This window comes from Pseudomonas sp. Leaf58, assembly GCF_003627215.1.
In the GTDB taxonomy this organism is placed as follows: Bacteria; Pseudomonadota; Gammaproteobacteria; order Pseudomonadales; family Pseudomonadaceae; genus Aquipseudomonas.
The window spans coordinates 3,428,494-3,448,631 of the sequence record NZ_CP032677.1; the positions used below are offsets into that span (position 1 = coordinate 3,428,494).

Here is a 20,138-nt window from a genome sequence, read left to right on the forward strand (position 1 = left end):
TTCTCTCGTTATGTGTAGGTGTTGGTTCAGAATCGGGTCAGGGACAAGCCGGCCCAAGTGGCCAGTAGCCCGCCCACTACGCTGATACTGGTATAGCCCAAGGCCAGTGGGACCTGCCCACTTTCCATCAGGCGCACAGTGTCGAGCGAGAAGGAGGAAAAGGTCGTCAGGCCACCGAGGAAGCCGACGATCAGGCCGGCGCGCAATTCGACCGGCGCCAACGGCTTGTGCAGAAACAAGCCATAGAGCAGGCCGATCAGCAGGCAGCCGACCAGGTTGACCGCCAGCGTACCGACATAGAAGTGCCGTGGCCAGTGGGCCGCTACCCAGTTCGAGGTAGCAAAGCGCAACAAGGTGCCGGCAATCCCACCGGCGCTGACCGCGGCAATCAATGCAATCACGGCTTTCTCCGCTGACGGGGGCTGTTGCGGTCGAGGTCGGCCAAGTGGCGTAGCTTCTCGCCAATCTTCAGCTCCAGGCCACGCGGCACCGGCTGGTAGTACTGGCGCGGCTGCAACTCATCGGGGAAGTAATCCTCGCCGGCGGCGTAGGCGTCAGGCTCGTCGTGGGCATAGCGGTACTCGTCGCCATAGCCCAGTTGCTTCATCAGCTTGGTCGGAGCGTTGCGCAGGTGCAGGGGCACCTCCAGCGAACCCTGCTCGGCGGCTTCGCGCAGCGCGGCCTTGAAGCCCATATACACCGCATTGCTCTTCGGCGCACAGGCAAGGTAGGTGATGGCCTGGGCTACCGCCAGTTCGCCCTCGGGGCTGCCCAAGCGCTCCTGCACATCCCACGCCGCCAGGCACAGGCTGAGCGCGCGCGGGTCGGCGTTGCCGATGTCTTCGCTGGCCATGCGCACCACCCGGCGGGCGATGTACAGTGGGTCGCAGCCGCCGTCGAGCATGCGCGCAAACCAGTACAGGGCGCCATCGGGGTTGGAGCCGCGCACCGATTTGTGTAGCGCGGAGATCTGGTCGTAGAAGGCCTCGCCGCCCTTGTCAAAGCGACGGCGGCTGTCACCGAGCAGGCTCTGCAGCATCTCGACGTCGATTTCGCTGCCATCTTCGGCCAGGTCCGAGGCATTCTCGAGGAAGTTGAGCATGCGCCGGCCATCACCATCGGCCGCCGCCATCAACATCTTGAAGGCGTCATCGCCAACCCGCAGGTTGCGCTTGCCCAGGCCGCGCTCTTCCGTCAGCGCGCGATTGACCAGCTTGCGCAGCGCTGCCTCGTCCAGGCTTTTCAGCACATACACCCGCGCGCGTGACAGCAGCGCGTTGTTTAGCTCGAACGACGGGTTTTCGGTGGTGGCGCCAATGAACAGCAGCGTGCCGTCTTCGACATAGGGCAAAAAAGCGTCCTGCTGCGATTTGTTGAAGCGGTGCACTTCGTCGACGAACAGGATGGTGCGGCGGCCATACTGACCAGCCTGCTGCTTGGCCACCTCGACCGCCTGGCGTATCTCTTTCACCCCGGCCAGTACCGCCGACACGGTTTCGAAGTGCGCATCACAGAACTGCGCCAGCAGCCGCGCCAGAGTGGTCTTGCCCACCCCTGGCGGCCCCCAGAAGATCATCGAATGCAGCGCGCCCTGCTCCAGCGCCTCGCGCAGCGGTTTGCCACGCGCCAGCAGGTGCTCCTGGCCGACGTACTCGTCCAGGTTGGACGGGCGCAAGCGGGCGGCCAGGGGCTGGGCGACGGGTTCGCTTCGAAACAGGTCCATGACGAGCTCTGGTTACTCCTTGATCACATCCGCGCCTTTGGGGATGTCGAACTTGAACGTGCTGTCCGGCACCGACTGGTTGGCCTTGACGCCATTGAACAGGATATTGGTGCGCTGGCCGACGCTGTCGATCAGCTGCATGTCGTTAATCAGGCCCTTGCGGAACGATACGCGCAGTGAGTCGAACAGGGTGTCCTTGGTTTTCGGCTTGAGGGTGAAGTCCATGACTTCGCCCTGCTGCTTGGAGGCGATGTCGAAGCTCTGGCTGATTTTCGACACATCACCCGACAGCAGCAGCGCTGGGGTTTGATTCAAGCGCACATCGAGCTTCTTGATGGTGGCCTGTTCCAGGTCCGGGTCCCACAGGGTGACGTTCTTGCCGTCGGACACCACCACCTGCTCTTGCGGCGCATCGGTGTGCCAGTAGAACAGGCCGGGGCGCTTGACGGTCATCTTGCCCGAGGTTTCCTGCAGGCTGGTGCCATCGGCACCCAGGGTCAGCTGGGAGAAGTTGGCCTCGATGGTCTGCGACTTTTCCAGCAACTGGGTCAGGCGTTGTACGTCTTGCTCACCGGCATAAGCAGTAACCGAGCCCAGGGTCAGGGCAGAAACCAACAGCATGCGAATCGCGCGCATGGTAATCCTCATTGAGCATTGAATAGGCCAGGCGCCAAGGTTGGCGCCCGACAAGGTGTTCATCAGTCGCGCGGGCCGCCCGGGGCAATCACTTCCCGCGAGCCGTTGCTGTTCATCGGGGTGACAACGCCGGCCATCTCCATCGACTCGATCATGCGCGCCGCCCGGTTGTAGCCGATCTTCAGCTTGCGCTGTACAGCCGAGATGGAAGCACGACGACTCTCAAGCACGAATTGCACGGCTTCATCATACAGGGCATCGGTTTCGGCATCGTCACCATCACCACCGCCGCCGCCGCCGCCGCCATCAAAGCCACTGCCGGCCTCTTCGACGCCGTTGAGGATGTCGTCGTTGTAATCCGGGGCGCCGCGCAGCTTCCACGCTTCGACCGTACGGTGTACTTCATCGTCGGAAACGAACGCACCGTGCACACGGATCGGCAGGCTGGTGCCCGGTGGCATGTACAGCATGTCACCATGCCCCAGCAGCTGCTCGGCCCCCCCCTGGTCGATGATGGTCCGCGAGTCGATCTTGCTCGACACCTGGAACGCCATGCGGGTTGGAATGTTGGCCTTGATCAGGCCGGTGATCACGTCCACCGACGGGCGCTGGGTGGCGAGGATCAAGTGAATACCCGCCGCACGCGCCTTCTGCGCAATACGGGCGATCAGCTCTTCGACCTTTTTGCCGACGATCATCATCATGTCGGCGAACTCGTCCACCACCACCACGATGGTCGGCAGGGTTTTCAGCGCAGGCGGTTCGTCGTCCATGCTCTCGCGGCGATACAACGGGTCATGGATGATCTCGCCGGCTTCCTGGGCGTCCTTGACCTTGCGGTTGAAGCCGGCCAGGTTGCGCACGCCCATGGCGGCCATCAACTTGTAGCGCCGCTCCATCTCGGCCACGCTCCAACGCAGGGCGTTGGCGGCGTCCTTCATGTCGGTGACCACTGGGCATAGCAAGTGTGGGATACCTTCGTAGATCGACAGTTCGAGCATTTTCGGGTCGATCATGATCAGCCGCGCGTCTTCCGGGCCGGACTTGAACAGGATCGACAGGATCATCGCGTTCACACCTACCGACTTACCCGAACCGGTAGTACCGGCCACCAGCAGGTGGGGCATCTTGGCCAGGTCGGTAATCACCGGCTTGCCGCCAATGTCGTGGCCCAGGGCCAGGGTGACTGGCGACTTCTGCTCTTCGTACTGCGGGGTAGCCAGCACTTCGGAGAAGCGCACCATCTGCCGGTTTTCGTTGGGTATCTCGATACCCACGGTGGTCTTGCCGGGGATGACCTCGACCACACGCACGCTGGTTACCGCCAACGACCGCGCCAGGTCCTTGGCCAGGTTGGCGATACGGCTGACTTTCACACCGGCGGCCGGCTGAATTTCGTAACGGGTAATCACCGGGCCCGGGTGGATCGAGTCCACCGCCACTTCCACACCGAATTCCTTGAGCTTGATTTCCAGCAACTGGCCAACACCTGCCAGGGATTCTGGCGAGTACTCGATTTTTTTCTGTTCGGCCGGGTCCAGGATGGAGATAGGCGGCAAGGTGCCTTCCACAGCGCTGTCGATAAACAGCGGTGCCTGCTTCTCTTTCATCACCCGCTTGCTTGGCTCTGGCGCCTTGACCGGTGCCGGCGCCGGCGCCGGTGGCACGATGGTCGGTAACGTGTGCTGTTCACGCGCCACCACCGGTTCACGCGGCACTACAGGCTCACGTGGCGCAACCACCGGCTCGCGCGCAAGGGTGGGTTCGCGCGGCTCGACCGGCTGGGCGGGTGCCTCTTCACGCTTGAAGATGCGCTCACGCAGCGCCGGCTTGGCCGGCTCGCGCCTCTCGGCAGCCATCGGTGCTGCCTTGACCACCGGCTCATCCTCACGCAGCTGCGCCTCCAGGCGCTTGCGCTCGTTGCGCGCTTCCCACCAGCGGTTGGCGGCGCCTTGCACCAGCTCGAACAGGTCCAGGGTGATCTTGCCGGTCAGGTCCATTACCTTGAACCAGGACAGGTCGGTGAACACGGTCAGGCCGAACAGGAACAGGGCAATGAACATCAGCGTGCTGCCCTGCACATTCAACAGGTTGCGCGCCAGCTCTCCCAGGCTTTCGCCCAGGGCACCACCCGCGGAAAACGGCAGACTCGCCGGTGGGTGGAAGTGGATATGCGCCAGCGCCGCACCAGACAACACCAGGAACACCAGGCCAATCAGCCGCCAGGAGAACAGCCAGCCGCTCCAATCCCACGGCTGGTGACGTTGGCGGAAAATCTGCCAGGTTTTGACCGCCAGCAACAACGGGAAGATATAGGCAAAGTACCCCAGCACCATGAACAGGATGTCGGCGAAGTAGGCACCGGCACGCCCAGCGGCGTTCTGCACCTGGTCGACGTTGCTGGTGTGGCTGAAGCCCGGGTCCGAGGTGTCGTAGGTCAGCAGCGCCATCCACAGGTACAGGCACAGGGCGCCGACAGCGATCAACGCACCTTCCTTGAGGCGATAATGCAGCTGCTGCCGCCACAGGGGCACGGGCAAAGGAGCTGGGGTTGCGGTGGATTTCTTCAAAACGCGTCTATTCCTGCGCGTGCTGCGCGTCCAATAGTGATCGGCCGGCGGAGCGACCAATGAACCACTACTTTTAACATTACTGCCCGCCAGCCGCCATGGCGGCACGCCATAAGGGGATTTGGCCGGGGGCGACTTTCAATAGCTGCAATTTGAGCACGCATTTTCTTCTGTGACAAAGGCTTATGCTGTGTTTTTGCACAGGTGTGACAGCAAATGTAGCGGATGGTGCCTGCAGCTTGATGAATGTGTAGGAAATTGCCTAATTTCCTCGTGCCTTGTGCAAGCCTTGAAGGCTTTGGGGCTGTTGTGGAGACGAGCGCGCCCGCGAAGCAGCCAAAGAGATTGACCCTGCTTTTCACCCAGGCCATGCTGCCCTCTCCCCTCCCCCACCGCACGATAGACCATGCTCACCTGGCTGACCCGCGACTCGCTAACCTTCCCGCCACTGGAAAAGGCCCTGCACGACCCCAACGGCCTGCTCGCCGCTGGCGGCGACCTGAGCCCCGAGCGCCTGATGCAGGCCTATCGCCACGGCTGCTTCCCGTGGTACCAAGAGGGCCAGCCGATCCTCTGGTGGTCGCCCGACCCACGCACAGTGCTGTTCCCAGAGCAGCTTCACGTGTCACGCTCGCTCGCTAAGCTGATGCGCCAGGGCCGCTACCAGGTCAGCTTCGACACCGACTTCCCGGCAGTGATCGCAGCCTGTGCCGCGCCGCGCGACTACGCCGACGGCACCTGGATCACCGACACCATGCGCAACGCCTATTGCGAACTGCACCGGCGTGGCATCGCCCATTCGGTGGAGGTACGCCAGGACGGCGAACTGGTCGGCGGCCTCTACGGCCTGGCCATGGGCCAACTGTTCTTTGGCGAATCGATGTTCAGTCGCGCCGACAACGCCTCCAAGGTCGGCTTCGTGACCCTGGTCAACCACCTGCGCCAAGCCGGTTTCGTCCTCATCGACTGCCAGATGCCGACCAACCACCTGCATAGCCTTGGCGCACGCGCCATCAGCCGCACCGATTTCGCTGGTTACCTGGCACGTCACCTCGACCAGCCCAACAGCGCCACATGGGTTCCCTAGGCGAGTTCCCATAGCTGGCTTACACTTAAAACAAAGGCTCACCGAGGGGGTTGATCATGACAGAGTTGGCGCGGTTGAAGTTCTATGCCACTCAGCCCCACTCCTGCAGCTACCTGCCCGATGAGCAGGCGACCACGCTATTCCTCGACCCCAGCCAGCCGATGGACGTCAACGTGTACGCCGACTTGTCGGAAATGGGCTTCCGCCGCAGTGGCGACCACCTGTACCGCCCCCATTGCCAAAACTGCAACGCCTGCGTGCCAGCACGCATCCCTGCGGCGCGCTTCCTACCCAACCGCCAGCAACGGCGCATCCTCAAACGCAACGCCGACCTCACGGTGACTGCGGCGCGCCCAGCGTTCAAGGAAGAGTACTTCGACCTGTACCGACATTATATCGAAACCCGCCATGCCGACGGTGACATGTACCCGCCCAGCCGCGACCAGTTCTCCACCTTCCTGGTGCGCGACTTACCGTTCTGCTGGTTCTACGAGTTTCGCCTTGCCGGTCGTTTGATGGCGGTAGCGGTGTGCGACCTGCTGCCCAATGGCCTGTCAGCGGTGTACACCTTCTACGAACCCGATGAAGAGCGCCGCAGCCTGGGCCGCTTCGCCATCCTCTGGCAGATCACCGAAGCCCTGCGTCAAAACCTGGAGGCGGTTTACCTGGGTTACTGGATCAAGAACTGCAAGAAAATGAACTATAAGACGCAGTATCGGCCTATCGAGTTGTTGATAAACCAGCGCTGGGTCACCCTCAACTGAAAGCATTGGCTTGACACACAGTTTTCGGGCATAATCCACGCCACTTTTTTGCCCGGTGCGGTTATGCGTCGGGCCAACACTGGATCCGAGGGTTCTACTGCATGTCGAAAGAAGACAGCTTCGAAATGGAAGGTACTGTCGTCGACACCCTGCCCAACACCATGTTCCGCGTGGAGTTGGAAAACGGGCACGTCGTAACCGCGCACATCTCCGGAAAGATGCGCAAAAACTACATCCGTATTCTCACTGGCGACAAGGTTCGCGTCGAGCTGACGCCCTACGACCTGAGCAAGGGCCGCATCACTTACCGTGCGCGCTAAGCTCCAGCCATAAAAAAGCCCGGCCATGTGCCGGGCTTTTTTGTACCTGCAAGATTGCAAGGGGCTGCTTGGCAGCCCTTCAGGGGCAAGCCCGCGCCTACAGGTACCGCTTAATGGGCCGCTAAGCGGCCCCAGCCGTTTACGCCACCTCAGCCGTGGTCTCGAAGTCGAACACCAGTTCGCCATCGCGCAGGTCGACGTGCACCACGCCGCCATGCTCGGCCAGCTCGCCAAACAAGATCTCCTCAGCCAGTGGCCGCTTGATCTTGTCCTGGATCAGCCGCGCCATCGGCCGCGCACCCATCTGCACGTCATAGCCCGAAGCCGCCAGCCAGCCGCGCGCGTCGTCGCTGACTTCCAGCAGTACACGCTTGTCTTCCAGCTGCGCCTGAAGTTCGATAAGGAACTTGTCGACGATGCTCTTGATCGTCTCGTGGCTCAGGCGGCCGAACTGGATGATAGTGTCCAGGCGGTTCCGGAACTCCGGCGTGAAGCTCTTGCGGATGACTTCCATGGCATCGGACGCATGGTCCTGATGGGTGAAGCCGATCGAGGCCCGCGCAGCAGTTTCAGCACCGGCGTTGGTGGTCATGATCAGGATCACGTTACGGAAGTCAGCCTTGCGCCCGTTGTTGTCGGTCAGGGTACCGTGGTCCATCACCTGCAGCAGCAAGTTGAAGACTTCTGGGTGGGCCTTCTCGATTTCGTCGAGCAGCAAAACGCAGTGCGGTTGCTTGGTGATGGCCTCGGTCAGCAAACCACCCTGGTCGAAGCCAACATAACCAGGCGGGGCACCGATCAGGCGCGACACGGTGTGGCGCTCCATGTACTCGGACATATCGAAGCGCACCAACTCTACGCCCAGCGCCTTGGCCAGCTGCCGCGCCGCTTCGGTCTTGCCGACGCCGGTAGGGCCAGCGAACAGGAACGAACCAACGGGCTTGTCGGGCGACTTCAGGCCGGCACGGGACAGCTTGATGGCGGTGGCCAGCGAGTCGATCGCCTGATCCTGACCAAATACCGTCAGCTTCAGGTCGCGCTCCAGATTACGCAGCAACTCCTTGTCGGAACTGGTGACATGCTTTGGCGGAATCCGCGCAATCTTGGCGACGATGTCCTCAACTTGGGGCACGTCGATGCGCTTGACACGGTTGGCCTCCGGCTGCAGGCGCTGGTAGGCACCGGCCTCGTCGATCACGTCGATGGCCTTGTCCGGCATGTGCCGGTCATTGATGTAGCGCGAGGCCAGCTCGGCAGCAGCGCGCAGGGCTTCGTCGCTGTACTCGATGTTGTGGTGGCTTTCAAAACGCCCCTTCAGGCCGCGCAGGATGCCCACGGTGTCTTCGACCGACGGCTCACTGACATCGACCTTCTGGAAGCGCCGCGCCAGGGCACGGTCCTTCTCGAAGATGCCGCGAAACTCCTGGAAGGTGGTGGAGCCAATGCAACGGATCTCGCCCGACGACAGCAGTGGCTTGAGCAGGTTGGACGCATCCATCACCCCGCCCGAAGCCGCACCGGCACCGATGATGGTGTGAATTTCGTCGATGAACAAAATCGCTTGCGGGCGCTTGCGCAGCTCGCCCAGCAGCGCCTTGAAGCGCTTCTCGAAATCACCGCGGTACTTGGTACCGGCCAGCAAGGCACCCAGGTCGAGGGAATACACCACGCTCTGTGACAACAGGTCGGGCACCTGACCATCAACGATGCGCTTGGCCAGGCCTTCGGCGATAGCGGTCTTGCCGACGCCAGCCTCACCCACCAACAGCGGGTTGTTCTTGCGCCGGCGGGCAAGGATTTGCGCCACGCGCTCCACTTCCTGCTCGCGGCCTACCAACGGGTCGATACGGCCGGCACGGGCCAGCTCGTTCAGGTTGCTGGCATAGGCATCCAGCGGGTTGCTCGAAGAGGAGGTTTCGCCACCCTCTTCGTCCTGCATTTCCTGGTCGCTTTCAGACTGCGGACCATGGCCCGGCACCTTGGAGATGCCATGGGCGATGTAGTTGACCACGTCGATGCGGGCCACGCTCTGCTGCTTGAGCAGAAACACAGCCTGGCTTTCCTGTTCGCTGAAGATCGCCACCAGCACGTTGGCGCCGGTGACTTCACGCTTACCGGAGCTTTGCACATGGAACACAGCACGCTGCAATACGCGCTGGAAGCCCAGGGTCGGCTGAGTTTCGCGGTCTTCATCGTTGACCGGAATCAGGGGCGTGGTGGAATCGATGAACTCTTGCAGGTCGTGCTTGAGTTTGTCGAGATTGGCGCCACAGGCGCGCAGAACGGTCGCGGCAGCCTCATTGTCAAGGAGTGCTAGCAGCAGATGTTCGACGGTCATGAACTCATGACGTTTCGAACGAGCCTCCTTGAAGGCAAGATTGAGGGTGACTTCGAGCTCGCGGTTTAACATAGCTTCACCTCATACCCAAGTGGTCGGCGATTAACCGTCCTTCTCGATTTCACAGAGTAGCGGATGCTGGCTTTCCCTGGCGTATTGGTTGACCTGCATGGCCTTTGTTTCGGCGATGTCACGGGTAAACAATCCGCACACTGCCCGCCCTTCGGTATGGACGGTCAGCATGATCTTGGTCGCCAGCTCGCGGTTCAGACTGAAGAACGTCTCGAGCACTTCGACGACGAAATCCATTGGCGTGTAGTCATCGTTGAACAAAACCACCTTGTACATCGGTGGCGCCTGCAGGATCGGCTTGGCTTCCTGAACTGCAAGACCTGAGCCGTCGTCCTCATTCGATTGCGGGCGATCCTGATTGAATGTTAGTCGAATCTCACTAGGTACATGCATGGAAAGAATTTCATCATGAGCGTCAGGTTAAGGTTGTGGGTTGACTGCACAGGCCGCAGCCGGCGCAGGCGCCGCGTGACCTTGACTATCGGCAAAACGGTGTTACAACCAATAAGAACCCACCGTGGTCGATAAAGATCCGCGCAGTCAACCAGATTTTTCGCAAGGTTCGTATGCGGATGAAGTGGATGATACTCCAGTGATGGAGTCCTTTGCAGAGGGACATAGGGATGGCAAGCGGTAAAGTCAAGTGGTTCAACAATGCCAAGGGCTATGGATTCATCAATGAAGAGGGCAAGGACGAAGACTTGTTCGCTCATTACTCAGCCATCCAGATGGACGGATACAAGACCCTCAAGGCCGGCCAGGCCGTGAGCTTCGACATCGTCCAGGGCCCCAAAGGCCTGCATGCGATCAACATCGCCAGCGCCTCCACTGCCGCACCTGCGCCAGCTAGCGCACGACCAGCCAGCAGCACTGCCGACGCCTGAAATTGCCGCGCTGCCTGCTGGTAAACGAAAAGACCGGCCGCCTCCTTAACCAGAGGCGGCCGGTTTTCGTTGCCTTACATGTGCTTGATCATTTCATCGCCAAACCCTGAACTGCTTACCAACTTGGCCCCGTCCATCAGCCGTTCGAAATCATAGGTCACGGTTTTGGCAGCAATTGCGCCATTGGTGCCCTTGATGATCAAGTCGGCCGCCTCGGTCCAGCCCATGTGGCGCAGCATCATCTCTGCCGAGAGAATCACCGACCCCGGGTTGACCTTGTCCTGCCCGGCATACTTGGGCGCGGTACCATGGGTGGCTTCGAACATGGCCACGGTATCGGACAAGTTGGCACCAGGGGCGATGCCGATACCGCCCACTTCCGCCGCCAGGGCATCGGACAGGTAGTCACCATTGAGGTTGAGGGTGGCGATCACGTCGTATTCGGCCGGGCGCAGCAGAATCTGCTGTAGCATGGCGTCGGCAATGGCGTCCTTGACGATGACCTCGCGGCCGGTTTTCGGGTTTTTGAACTTCATCCAAGGGCCGCCATCGAGCAGTTCGGCGCCGAACTCATCACGTGCCACTTCGTAGCCCCAGTCCTTGAAGGCGCCCTCGGTAAATTTCATGATGTTGCCCTTGTGCACCAGGGTCAGCGACTCGCGGTCGTTGTCCACCACGTACTGCAAGGCCTTGCGCACCAGGCGTTTAGTACCCTCGCGGGACACCGGCTTGACGCCAATACCGCAGTCCTGGTCGAAGCGAATCTTGGTAACGCCCATTTCCTCCTTGAGGAACTTGATCACCTTGTTCGCCTCGGGCGAACCGGCTTTCCACTCGATCCCGGCATAGATGTCCTCGGAGTTCTCGCGGAAGATCACCATGTCCACGTCGCCGGGCTTTTTCACCGGGCTCGGTACGCCCTGGAACCACAATACTGGACGCAGGCACACATACAGGTCGAGCTGCTGGCGCAGGGCCACGTTGAGCGAACGGATACCGCCACCGACCGGGGTGGTCAGTGGGCCCTTGATCGACACCACGTAATCGCGCACGGCGTCTAGCGTTTCCTGCGGCAGCCAGGTGTCCTGGTCGTACACTTGGGTAGCCTTTTCACCGGCGAACACTTCCATCCAGGCGATCTTGCGCTTGCCGCCATAGGCCTTGTGCACGGCGGCATCGACCACCTTGATCATCACGGGCGAGACATCGACGCCAATCCCATCGCCCTCGATATAGGGGATGATCGGGTTGTCAGGCACGTTAAGCGAATGGTCGGCATTGACGGTGATCTTGGTGCCGTCGGTCGGAACCGTGATTTTCTGGTATCCCATGCTTGCACTACTCCGCTGTCGGGTGTGTGGTTGGACATCGTGCGATCCACTCAGCCTAAACCACATCTGCCGACCTGCAAGGCATGCGGCATTACGCCACATTGCCGCTTAGTCTTTGGTCTTATAAATGGGCCGATATCACTTAGCCTTGCTGATTAGCCCGAATGGTTTGGTATACTCCGCCGCGACCGAAGGGTCATCGGGGCGAATCCCAGGAAAATGCGGACCGCCCTTGGCCAAGAATGGCCTGTAGGCCTGGCCACTAAGCCTGATCTGTTACCGCAGCTCAGCACTTGACGCTCGACTGATGCATCCACCATCACCGCTCGCAGCCTCTCGACTTTCCGCTCATGGCGCTGCCAGGGCGATGCGCCTACCCTGCGCACCACGAGACTCGAGCACGCTCAGCACACAGAGAGTTAACCCGCATGCCCACCCGTTCCAAGATCATCTATACCTTCACCGACGAAGCCCCCGCCCTCGCCACCTACTCGCTGCTGCCGATCATCGAAGCCTTCACCGCTTCGGCTGACATCGCCGTCGAAACTCGCGACATCTCCCTGGCTGGCCGCATCCTCGCCGCCTTCCCGGAGCAACTGGGCGCAGAGAAGCAAGTAGGCGATCACCTGGCGGAACTGGGCCAACTGGCTACCACTCCTGAAGCCAACATCATCAAGCTGCCGAACATCAGTGCCTCGGTACCGCAGCTGAAAGCCGCGATCAAGGAACTGCAAGGCAAGGGCTTCAACATCCCTGACTACGCCGACGAGCCGGCCACCGCGGAAGAAAAAGAGTCCCGCGCCCGCTACGACCGCATCAAGGGCTCCGCCGTGAACCCGGTATTGCGCGAAGGCAACTCCGACCGCCGCGCCCCGCTGTCGGTCAAGAACTACGCCCGCAAGCACCCACACAAGATGGGCGCCTGGGCTGCCGACTCCAAGTCGCACGTTGCCCACATGACCCAAGGCGACTTCTACGGCAGCGAAAAAGCCGCACTGATCGAGGCTGACGACAGCCTGCGCATCGAGCTGCTCGGCAAAGACGGCAGCACCACCGTGCTGAAAGAAAAGACCGCGGTCAAAGCCGCCGAAATCATCGACTGCGCGACCATGAGCCGCAAGGCGCTGAAAGCCTTCATCGCCGAGCAGATCGCCGATGCCAAGGCCGCCGGCGTGCTGCTGTCGGTGCACTTGAAGGCCACCATGATGAAGGTCTCCGACCCCATCATGTTCGGCGTCATCGTCGAAGAGTTCTACAACGACGTGCTGGCCAAGCACGCCGCTGCGCTGGCTGAAGTCGGCTTCAACGCCAACAACGGCATCGGCGACCTGTACGCCCGCATCAAGGACCTGCCAGCCGACAAGCAGGCCGAAATCGAAGCCGACATCCAGGCCCTGTACGCCGAGCGCCCAGCCCTGGCCATGGTCAACTCCGACAAAGGCATCACCAACCTGCACGTGCCGAGCGACGTAATCGTCGACGCCTCGATGCCAGCCATGATCCGTGACTCGGGCAAAATGTGGAACGCCGCCGGCGAACTGCAGGATGCCAAGGCAATCATCCCGGACCGCTGCTACGCCGGTATCTACCAGGCCACCATCGAAGACTGCAAGGCCAACGGCGCCTTCGACCCAACCACCATGGGCAGCGTGCCGAACGTTGGCCTGATGGCGCAAAAGGCCGAAGAATACGGCTCCCACGACAAAACCTTCCAGATCAAGGCCGACGGCGTCGTGCGCGTGGTCGATGGCAAGGGCAACGTGGTGCTGGAGCAAAACGTCGAAGCCGGTGACATCTTCCGCATGTGCCAGGTCAAGGACGCGCCGATCCAGGACTGGGTCAAGCTGGCCGTCAACCGTGCCCGTCTCAGCAACACCCCTGCAGTGTTCTGGCTGGACCCAGCCCGCGCTCACGATGGCGTGATGATCGAGAAAGTGCAGAAGTACCTGAAGGATCACGACACCTCCGGCCTGGACATCCGCATCCTGGCCCCGGTCGACGCCATCAAGTTCTCCCTGGCCCGCATCCGCGAAGGCAAGGACACCATCTCGGTGACCGGCAACGTACTGCGCGACTACCTGACCGACCTGTTCCCGATCATGGAACTGGGCACCAGCGCCAAGATGCTGTCGATCGTGCCGCTGATGAACGGCGGTGGCCTGTTCGAAACCGGCGCCGGCGGTTCGGCACCGAAACACGTGCAGCAGCTGGTAGAAGAGAACTTCCTGCGTTGGGACTCGCTGGGTGAATTCCTGGCCTTGGCCGCCTCCCTGGAGCACCTGGGCAACACCTACGACAACCCGCGCGCCAAGGTCCTGGCCAACACCCTGGACCAGGCTACCGGCAAGTTCCTCGACACCAACAAATCGCCTTCGCGCAAAGTCGGTGGTATCGACAACCGCGGTAGCCACTTCTACCTGACCCTGTACTGGGCCCAGGCCCTGGCTGCCCAGAGCGACGACGCTGCCCTGCAGGCACGCTTCGCCCCACTGGCTAAAACCCTGTCCGAGAACGAGGAGACCATCGTCGCCGAGCTCAACGCCGTTCAGGGCAAGCCGGCCGACATCGGTGGCTACTACGCCCCGGATGCCGAGCTGACCGCCAAGGTGATGCGCCCAAGCCAAACCCTGAATAGCGCCATTGCCGCCCTGTAAGGTCCGCTTGAAGTAACAGCCCAAACCCCGGCCACGCACCGGGGTTTGTGCTTTCTGGGAAATGGGGCTGCACTGCAGCCCATCGCAGGCAAGCCAGCTCCCTCGCATACGGCACAAGATTCAGGATCTGCACAGTACCTGTGGGAGCTGGCTTGCCGGCGATGGACCGCAAAGCGCTCCCGGCAATCTGAAAGGACACCGCAAATGACCTGGCAACCGCACATCACCGTCGCCACCATCGTCGAACACGAAGGCAAGTTCCTCTTCGTCGAAGAATTCAAAGCCAACCAACACGTCTTCAACCAACCCGCCGGCCACCTCGAACCGAACGAAACCCTGCCCCAGGCCGCCCTGCGCGAAACCCTCGAAGAAACCGCCTGGGAAGTCGAGCTCACCGGCGTCGTCGGCATCTACCTCTACACCGCCCCCAGCAACGGCGTGACCTACCAGCGCATCTGCTTTGCCGCCCGCCCCGTGCGCCACCACGCCGACCTGGCACTGGACAGCGACATCGTCCGCGCCGTATGGCTGACCCGCGACGAATTGCTGGCCGACCCGGCCCGCTGGCGCAGCGAGCTGGTGCCACGCTGCCTTGACGATTACCTCAAAGGCCCCTTGCACAGCCTTGACCTGCTGCGTGACTGACGCGGCGCCGCGGGTTTGATAGAATCGGCGTTTTTCCCCCTTGATACACACCGGTACCCATGACCAGCCCAGCATTCAAAGACCCCGCCAAGACCCGCGTCATCGTCGGCATGTCCGGCGGCGTGGACTCTTCCGTCTCCGCCCTTCTGCTCATCGAGCAGGGCTACCAGGTGGAAGGGCTGTTCATGAAGAACTGGGAAGAGGATGACGGCACCGAATACTGCACCGCCCGTGAAGACCTGGCCGACGCCCAGGCCGTGTGCGACCGCATCGGCATCAAGCTGCACACCGCCAACTTCGCCGCCGAATACTGGGACAACGTGTTCGAGCACTTCCTCGAAGAATACAAGGCCGGCCGCACGCCCAACCCAGACATCCTCTGCAACCGCGAAATCAAGTTCAAGGCGTTCCTCGATTACGCCCTGTCGCTGGGTGCCGACTTGATCGCCACCGGCCACTACGTGCGCCGCCGCGACACCGGCGACCTCACCGAACTGCTCAAAGGCCTGGACCCGAACAAGGACCAGAGCTACTTCCTGCACGCTGTCGGCGGCAAGGAAATCGCCCGCACCCTGTTCCCGGTCGGCGAATTGGAAAAGCCCGAAGTGCGCGCCATCGCCGAAAAGCACGGCTTGGCCACCGCCAAGAAGAAGGATTCCACCGGTATCTGCTTCATCGGCGAACGCCGCTTCAGCGACTTCCTCAAGCAGTATTTGCCGGCCCAGCCCGGCAACATCGAAACCACCGACGGTGAAGTCATCGGCCGCCACCACGGCCTGATGTACCACACCATCGGCCAACGCCAGGGCTTGGGCATCGGCGGCCTGAAGGACGCCGGCGACGAGCCGTGGTACGTGCTGCACAAGGACCTGACCCGCAACGTGCTGGTGGTCGGCCAGGGCAATGAACACCCGTGGTTGTTCTCCCGCGCCCTGCTCGCTTCGGACATCTTCTGGGTCAACCCCGTCGACCTCAGCAGCCCGCGCCAGCTCACCGCCAAGGTGCGCTACCGCCAGAGCGACCAGCAGTGCACCCTGGAGCGCACCGCCAGCGGCTACCGCGCCGTGTTCGACGAGCCGCAGCGTGCCGTCACCCCGGGCCAGTCGGTGGTGTTCTACGACGGCGAAGTGTGCCTGGGTGGTGGCGTGATCGAAGCCGCCGAGCCGTGGAGCCCGCGCGCATGAGCAACCTGCAGGAGCAGCTGATTGCGTTGGGCGGTGTGTTCCAGGCCGCTGTACTGGTGGACCGTATCGCCCGCACCGGCCAGGCCAGCGAGGCCAACATCGGTTGCATGCTGGGCAGCCTGCTGGTTCGTGACCCCAAGGACACCCTGGAGGTGTTCGGCGGCGACGACCTGAACCTGCGCGACGGCTACCGGGCGCTGGTCGGCGCCTTGGAGCGCGACCCCAGCAGCCTGCAGCGTGAGCCGCTGCGCTATGCCCTGTCGATGCTGGGCCTGGAGCGCCAGCTGAACAAACGTGGCGACCTGCTCGACACCATCGGCAACCGCCTGCCGCAAATTCAGTCCCAGGCCGAGCATTTCGGCCTGGTCCATGAAAACGTCATCGCTTCCAGTGGCGCCTTGTACCAAGACACCCTCAGCACCTTGCGCCAGCGCATCCAGGTGCATGGCGACATGCGCTTCCTGCAGCAGGCCAGCAACGCCTCGAAAATTCGTGCACTGCTGCTAGCCGGTATCCGCGCCGCGCGCCTGTGGCGCCAGCTGGGCGGGCACCGCTGGCAGTTGGTGTTCAGCCGGCGCAAGTTGCTCAACGAACTGTACGACATGATGCGTTCGCCTTCCTGAAGACGACGCCGACCCTGTAGGAGCGAGTTCACCCGCGAATGCGATGCCGAATGTGCCGTCGCATTCGCGGGTAAACCCGCTCCTCCAGGGGGACTGTGACATGTTTTATAGGCCCGACCTTTGGTCAGCCACCCGACCCAGGCGCAAAATTCATGTATGATATGCGCCCTTCCAAAAGCCTGACTGTCCGAGAACACCCCATGCAGCTTTCTTCGCTCACTGCGGTTTCCCCTGTAGACGGCCGTTATGCCGGCAAAACCCAGGCCTTGCGCCCCATTTTCAGCGAATTCGGCCTGATCCGTTTCCGCGCCCTGGTCGAAGTGCGCTGGCTGCAGCGTCTGGCCGCCCACCCGCAGATCGGCGAAGTGCCGGCGTTCTCCGCCGAAGCCAACGCCCTGCTGGACAGCCTGGCCACCGACTTCAAGCTCGAGCACGCCGAACGCGTCAAGGAAATCGAGCGCACCACCAACCACGACGTCAAGGCGATCGAATACCTCCTCAAGGAGCAGGCTGCCAAGCTGCCTGAGCTGGCCAAAGTCAGCGAGTTCATCCACTTCGCCTGCACCAGCGAGGACATCAACAACCTGTCCCACGCCCTGATGCTGCGCGCCGGCCGTGACGACGTGCTGCTGCCGCTGATGCGCCAGATTGCCGATGCCATCCGCGCCCTGGCCCACGCCCACGCCGACGTGCCAATGCTGTCGCGCACCCACGGTCAGCCGGCTTCGCCGACCACCCTGGGTAAAGAGCTGGCCAACGTCGTGTACCGCCTGGAGCGCCAGATCGCCCAGGTCGCTGCCGTGCCGCTGCTGGGCAAGATCAACGGCGCCGTGGGCAACTACAATGCCCACCTGTCGGCCTACTCGCAGATCGACTGGGAACAGAACGCCCGCGCCTTCATCGAAGACGAACTGGGGCTGCAGTTCAACCCGTACACCACCCAGATCGAGCCGCACGACTACATCGCCGAGCTGTTCGACGCCATTGCCCGCTTCAACACCATCCTGATCGACTTCGACCGTGATGTGTGGGGCTACATCTCGCTGGGTTACTTCAAGCAGCGTACCGTTGCCGGCGAAATCGGCTCGTCGACCATGCCGCACAAGGTCAACCCGATCGACTTCGAAAACTCCGAAGGCAACCTGGGCATCGCCAACGCGCTGTTCCAGCACCTGGCCAGCAAGCTGCCGATCTCGCGCTGGCAGCGTGACCTGACCGACTCCACCGTGCTGCGCAACCTGGGCGTGGGTTTTGCCCACAGCGTCATCGCCTACGAAGCCAGCCTGAAAGGCATCGGCAAGTTGGAAGTCAACGAAGCCCGCATCGCTGCCGACCTGGACGCCTGCTGGGAAGTACTGGCCGAGCCGATCCAGACCGTGATGCGCCGCTTCAACATCGAAAACCCCTACGAGAAGCTCAAAGAGCTGACCCGTGGCAAAGGCATCACCCCTGAAGCGCTGTTGACCTTCATCGACGGCCTGGACATGCCAGCCGAAGCCAAGGCCGAGCTCAAGCAGCTGACCCCTGCTACCTACATCGGCAACGCGGCAGCACAGGCTAAACGCATCTAAGCTGAGCGTCGCGTTCAACGCCCGGCCTGGCCGGGCGTTTTTATTCCCGGACGAAAATTACATTTTTTCAATAGGTTGAACATGAATCCTGATACTCCACTGCAGCTGCTCGGCGGCATCTCGGCCCGCGAATTCATGCGCGACTACTGGCAGAAAAAGCCGCTGCTGGTGCGCCAGGCCTTCCCGGACTTCATCAGCCCGATCGACCCTGACGAGCTGGCCGGCCTGGCCCTGGAAGAGGAAGTCGAGTCGCGTATCGTGCTTGAGCACGGCGCTCACCCGTGGGAGATGCGTCGCGGCCCGTTCACCGAAGACACCTTCGCCGAGCTGCCGGAAAAGGATTGGACCCTGCTGGTGCAAGCCGTGGACCAGTTCGTCCCGGAAGTGGCCGAACTGCTGGAAAACTTCCGTTTCCTGCCCAGCTGGCGTATCGATGACGTGATGATCAGCTTCGCCGCCCCGGGTGGCAGCGTCGGCCCGCATTTCGACAACTACGACGTGTTCCTGCTGCAAGGTCACGGCCAGCGCAACTGGAAAGTCGGCCAGATGTGCAGCAGCGACAGCCCACTGCTGGAACACGCTGACCTGCGCATCCTCGCCGAATTCGAGCAGAGCGAAGAATGGACCCTGGAACCAGGCGACATGCTTTACCTGCCTCCGCGCCTGGCCCACTACGGCGTCGCCGTGGACGACTGCCTGACCTACTCGGTCGGCTTCCGCGCACCCAGCGCCGCCGAAGTGCTGACCCACTTCACCGACTTCCTTGGCCAGTTCCTGCCCGATGAAGAGCGCTACAGTGACGCCGATGCCCAGCCGGTCAGCGACCCGCACCAGATCCAGCACGACGCCCTCGATCGCCTCAAGGCCCTGCTCGACAAGCACATGGGTGACAAAGACCTGCTGTTGACCTGGTTCGGCCAGTTCATGACCGAGCCGCGTTACCCTGAGCAGATCGTTGGCGAAGAGCTGACCGAAGAAGAGCTGATCGACGCCCTTGAACAAGGCGCCATCCTGATCCGCAACCCAAGCGCGCGCATGGCGTGGTCGGAGTTCGAGGACGACCTGCTGCTGTTCGCCAGCGGCCGCAGCTGCCCGCTGCCGGGCAAACTGCGCGAGCTGCTGAAGTTGATCTGCGCCGCTGACGCCCTGCACATCGACAACCTCGGCGAGTGGCTACAGGACGAAGATGGCCTTATGCTGGTACAGCAGTTGGTCAAACAAGGAAGCCTGGGATTCGCCAATGAATAAAATTCGTGTGCGCCTCGCTGATTGGCAAAAGGACAACGCCGACATTCGCCGTATCCGCGAAGCAGTGTTCATTGCCGAACAGCATGTGCCGCCGGAGCTTGAGTGGGACTCGGACGACCCGACCGCCGCGCACTTCCTGGCCCTGGAAGGCGACTACCCGATCGGTACCGCACGCCTGCTGCCCGACGGCACCATTGGCCGGGTTTCGGTGCTGAAAGATTGGCGTGGGCTGAAGGTGGGCGATGCACTGATGAACGCGGTCATCGTCGAAGCGCAAGACCGCGACCTGAAGCAGCAGATGCTCAGCGCCCAGGTGCACGCCACGCCGTTCTACGAGCGGCTGGGCTTTCGCGTAGTCAGCGAGGAGTTCCTCGAAGCCGGCATCCCGCACGTGGACATGGTGCGCGACTCGCGCGCCTGACCCGCTAACCTGCACCGGCCTCTGTGGGAGCGGGTTTACCCGCGAAGAGGCCGGTACAGTCAAATAC

At 61.9% G+C, this 20,138-nt stretch carries 18 protein-coding genes; 11 read left to right on the top strand and 7 right to left on the bottom strand.

The window, feature by feature from the left end; translation table 11 throughout:
- Nucleotides 1-26: 26 nt before the first annotated feature.
- The 4 genes from crcB to DV532_RS16040 form a co-directional block, all read right to left on the bottom strand.
- Nucleotides 27-401, bottom strand: coding sequence for a fluoride efflux transporter CrcB (gene crcB / locus DV532_RS16025; protein ID WP_056803039.1), 375 nt, complete (start codon nt 399-401; stop codon nt 27-29).
- Entirely contained in the window at nt 398-1,723 is a 1,326-nt protein-coding gene (locus DV532_RS16030) for a replication-associated recombination protein A (RefSeq protein ID WP_056803042.1), read from the bottom strand. Before DV532_RS16030 ends, crcB begins: the two co-directional genes overlap by 4 nt.
- Before the next feature lie 12 nt (nt 1,724-1,735).
- Entirely contained in the window at nt 1,736-2,359 is a 624-nt protein-coding gene (gene lolA, locus DV532_RS16035) for an outer membrane lipoprotein chaperone LolA (RefSeq protein ID WP_056803045.1), read from the bottom strand.
- 62 nt (nt 2,360-2,421) lie between these two features.
- A complete protein-coding gene (locus DV532_RS16040; protein WP_372339973.1) occupies nt 2,422-4,989 on the bottom strand; it encodes a DNA translocase FtsK in 2,568 nt (855 codons plus the stop codon).
- A gap of 346 nt (nt 4,990-5,335) precedes the next feature.
- Here DV532_RS16040 and aat point away from each other — a divergent pair, with 346 nt between their 5' ends.
- From aat to infA, 3 genes are all read left to right on the top strand, one after another.
- Nucleotides 5,336-6,016 (top strand): leucyl/phenylalanyl-tRNA--protein transferase, encoded by a 681-nt coding sequence (gene aat / locus DV532_RS16045; protein WP_056803051.1) that lies wholly within the window; start codon nt 5,336-5,338, stop codon nt 6,014-6,016.
- Nucleotides 6,017-6,072: 56 nt separating this feature from the next.
- Nucleotides 6,073-6,780 carry an arginyltransferase gene (locus tag DV532_RS16050; protein ID WP_056803053.1) on the top strand — a complete coding sequence of 236 codons (708 nt, stop codon included), beginning with the start codon at nt 6,073-6,075 and terminating at the stop codon, nt 6,778-6,780.
- Between the two features lie 101 nt (nt 6,781-6,881).
- The gene (gene infA, locus DV532_RS16055) at nt 6,882-7,100 is read left to right on the top strand and encodes a translation initiation factor IF-1 (RefSeq protein ID WP_002553999.1); all 219 of its coding nucleotides are present in this window, start codon (nt 6,882-6,884) and stop codon (nt 7,098-7,100) included.
- Nucleotides 7,101-7,239: 139 nt separating this feature from the next.
- On the opposite strand, the gene clpA is transcribed toward infA, so the two are convergent.
- On the bottom strand, nt 7,240-9,510 hold the full coding sequence (gene clpA, locus DV532_RS16060; protein ID WP_056803056.1) for an ATP-dependent Clp protease ATP-binding subunit ClpA: 2,271 nt from the start codon (nt 9,508-9,510) through the stop codon (nt 7,240-7,242).
- A 30-nt stretch (nt 9,511-9,540) separates the two neighbouring features.
- Entirely contained in the window at nt 9,541-9,903 is a 363-nt protein-coding gene (gene clpS, locus DV532_RS16065; protein WP_056803059.1) for an ATP-dependent Clp protease adapter ClpS, read from the bottom strand.
- Between the two features lie 230 nt (nt 9,904-10,133).
- On the opposite strand from clpS, the gene cspD reads away from it, so the two are divergent.
- Complete coding sequence (cspD, locus tag DV532_RS16070) at nt 10,134-10,394, top strand: cold shock domain-containing protein CspD (RefSeq protein ID WP_056803063.1); 261 nt, start codon at nt 10,134-10,136, stop codon at nt 10,392-10,394.
- A gap of 74 nt (nt 10,395-10,468) precedes the next feature.
- Here the strand turns inward: cspD and icd are convergent, their stop codons facing one another.
- Complete coding sequence (icd, locus tag DV532_RS16075) at nt 10,469-11,725, bottom strand: NADP-dependent isocitrate dehydrogenase (RefSeq protein WP_056803066.1); 1,257 nt, start codon at nt 11,723-11,725, stop codon at nt 10,469-10,471.
- A 428-nt stretch (nt 11,726-12,153) separates the two neighbouring features.
- On the opposite strand from icd, the gene DV532_RS16080 reads away from it, so the two are divergent.
- The 7 genes from DV532_RS16080 (at nt 12,154) to DV532_RS16110 (ending at nt 20,071) form a co-directional block, all read left to right on the top strand.
- Nucleotides 12,154-14,379, top strand: a complete 2,226-nt coding sequence (locus DV532_RS16080) for an NADP-dependent isocitrate dehydrogenase (RefSeq protein WP_056803069.1) — start codon at nt 12,154-12,156, stop codon at nt 14,377-14,379.
- 204 nt (nt 14,380-14,583) lie between these two features.
- The gene (locus DV532_RS16085; RefSeq protein ID WP_025339778.1) at nt 14,584-15,024 is read left to right on the top strand and encodes an NUDIX hydrolase; all 441 of its coding nucleotides are present in this window, start codon (nt 14,584-14,586) and stop codon (nt 15,022-15,024) included.
- A gap of 59 nt (nt 15,025-15,083) precedes the next feature.
- Complete coding sequence (gene mnmA / locus DV532_RS16090; RefSeq protein WP_056803072.1) at nt 15,084-16,208, top strand: tRNA 2-thiouridine(34) synthase MnmA; 1,125 nt, start codon at nt 15,084-15,086, stop codon at nt 16,206-16,208.
- Nucleotides 16,205-16,831, top strand: coding sequence for a high frequency lysogenization protein HflD (gene hflD / locus DV532_RS16095; protein ID WP_015270973.1), 627 nt, complete (start codon nt 16,205-16,207; stop codon nt 16,829-16,831). Before mnmA ends, hflD begins: the two co-directional genes overlap by 4 nt.
- A 200-nt stretch (nt 16,832-17,031) precedes the next feature.
- Complete coding sequence (gene purB, locus DV532_RS16100) at nt 17,032-18,402, top strand: adenylosuccinate lyase (protein ID WP_056805315.1); 1,371 nt, start codon at nt 17,032-17,034, stop codon at nt 18,400-18,402.
- An 81-nt stretch (nt 18,403-18,483) separates the two neighbouring features.
- Nucleotides 18,484-19,650, top strand: a complete 1,167-nt coding sequence (locus tag DV532_RS16105; RefSeq protein WP_056803075.1) for a cupin domain-containing protein — start codon at nt 18,484-18,486, stop codon at nt 19,648-19,650.
- Complete coding sequence (locus DV532_RS16110) at nt 19,643-20,071, top strand: GNAT family N-acetyltransferase (protein ID WP_056803078.1); 429 nt, start codon at nt 19,643-19,645, stop codon at nt 20,069-20,071. Before DV532_RS16105 ends, DV532_RS16110 begins: the two co-directional genes overlap by 8 nt.
- Nucleotides 20,072-20,138 lie beyond the last annotated feature (67 nt).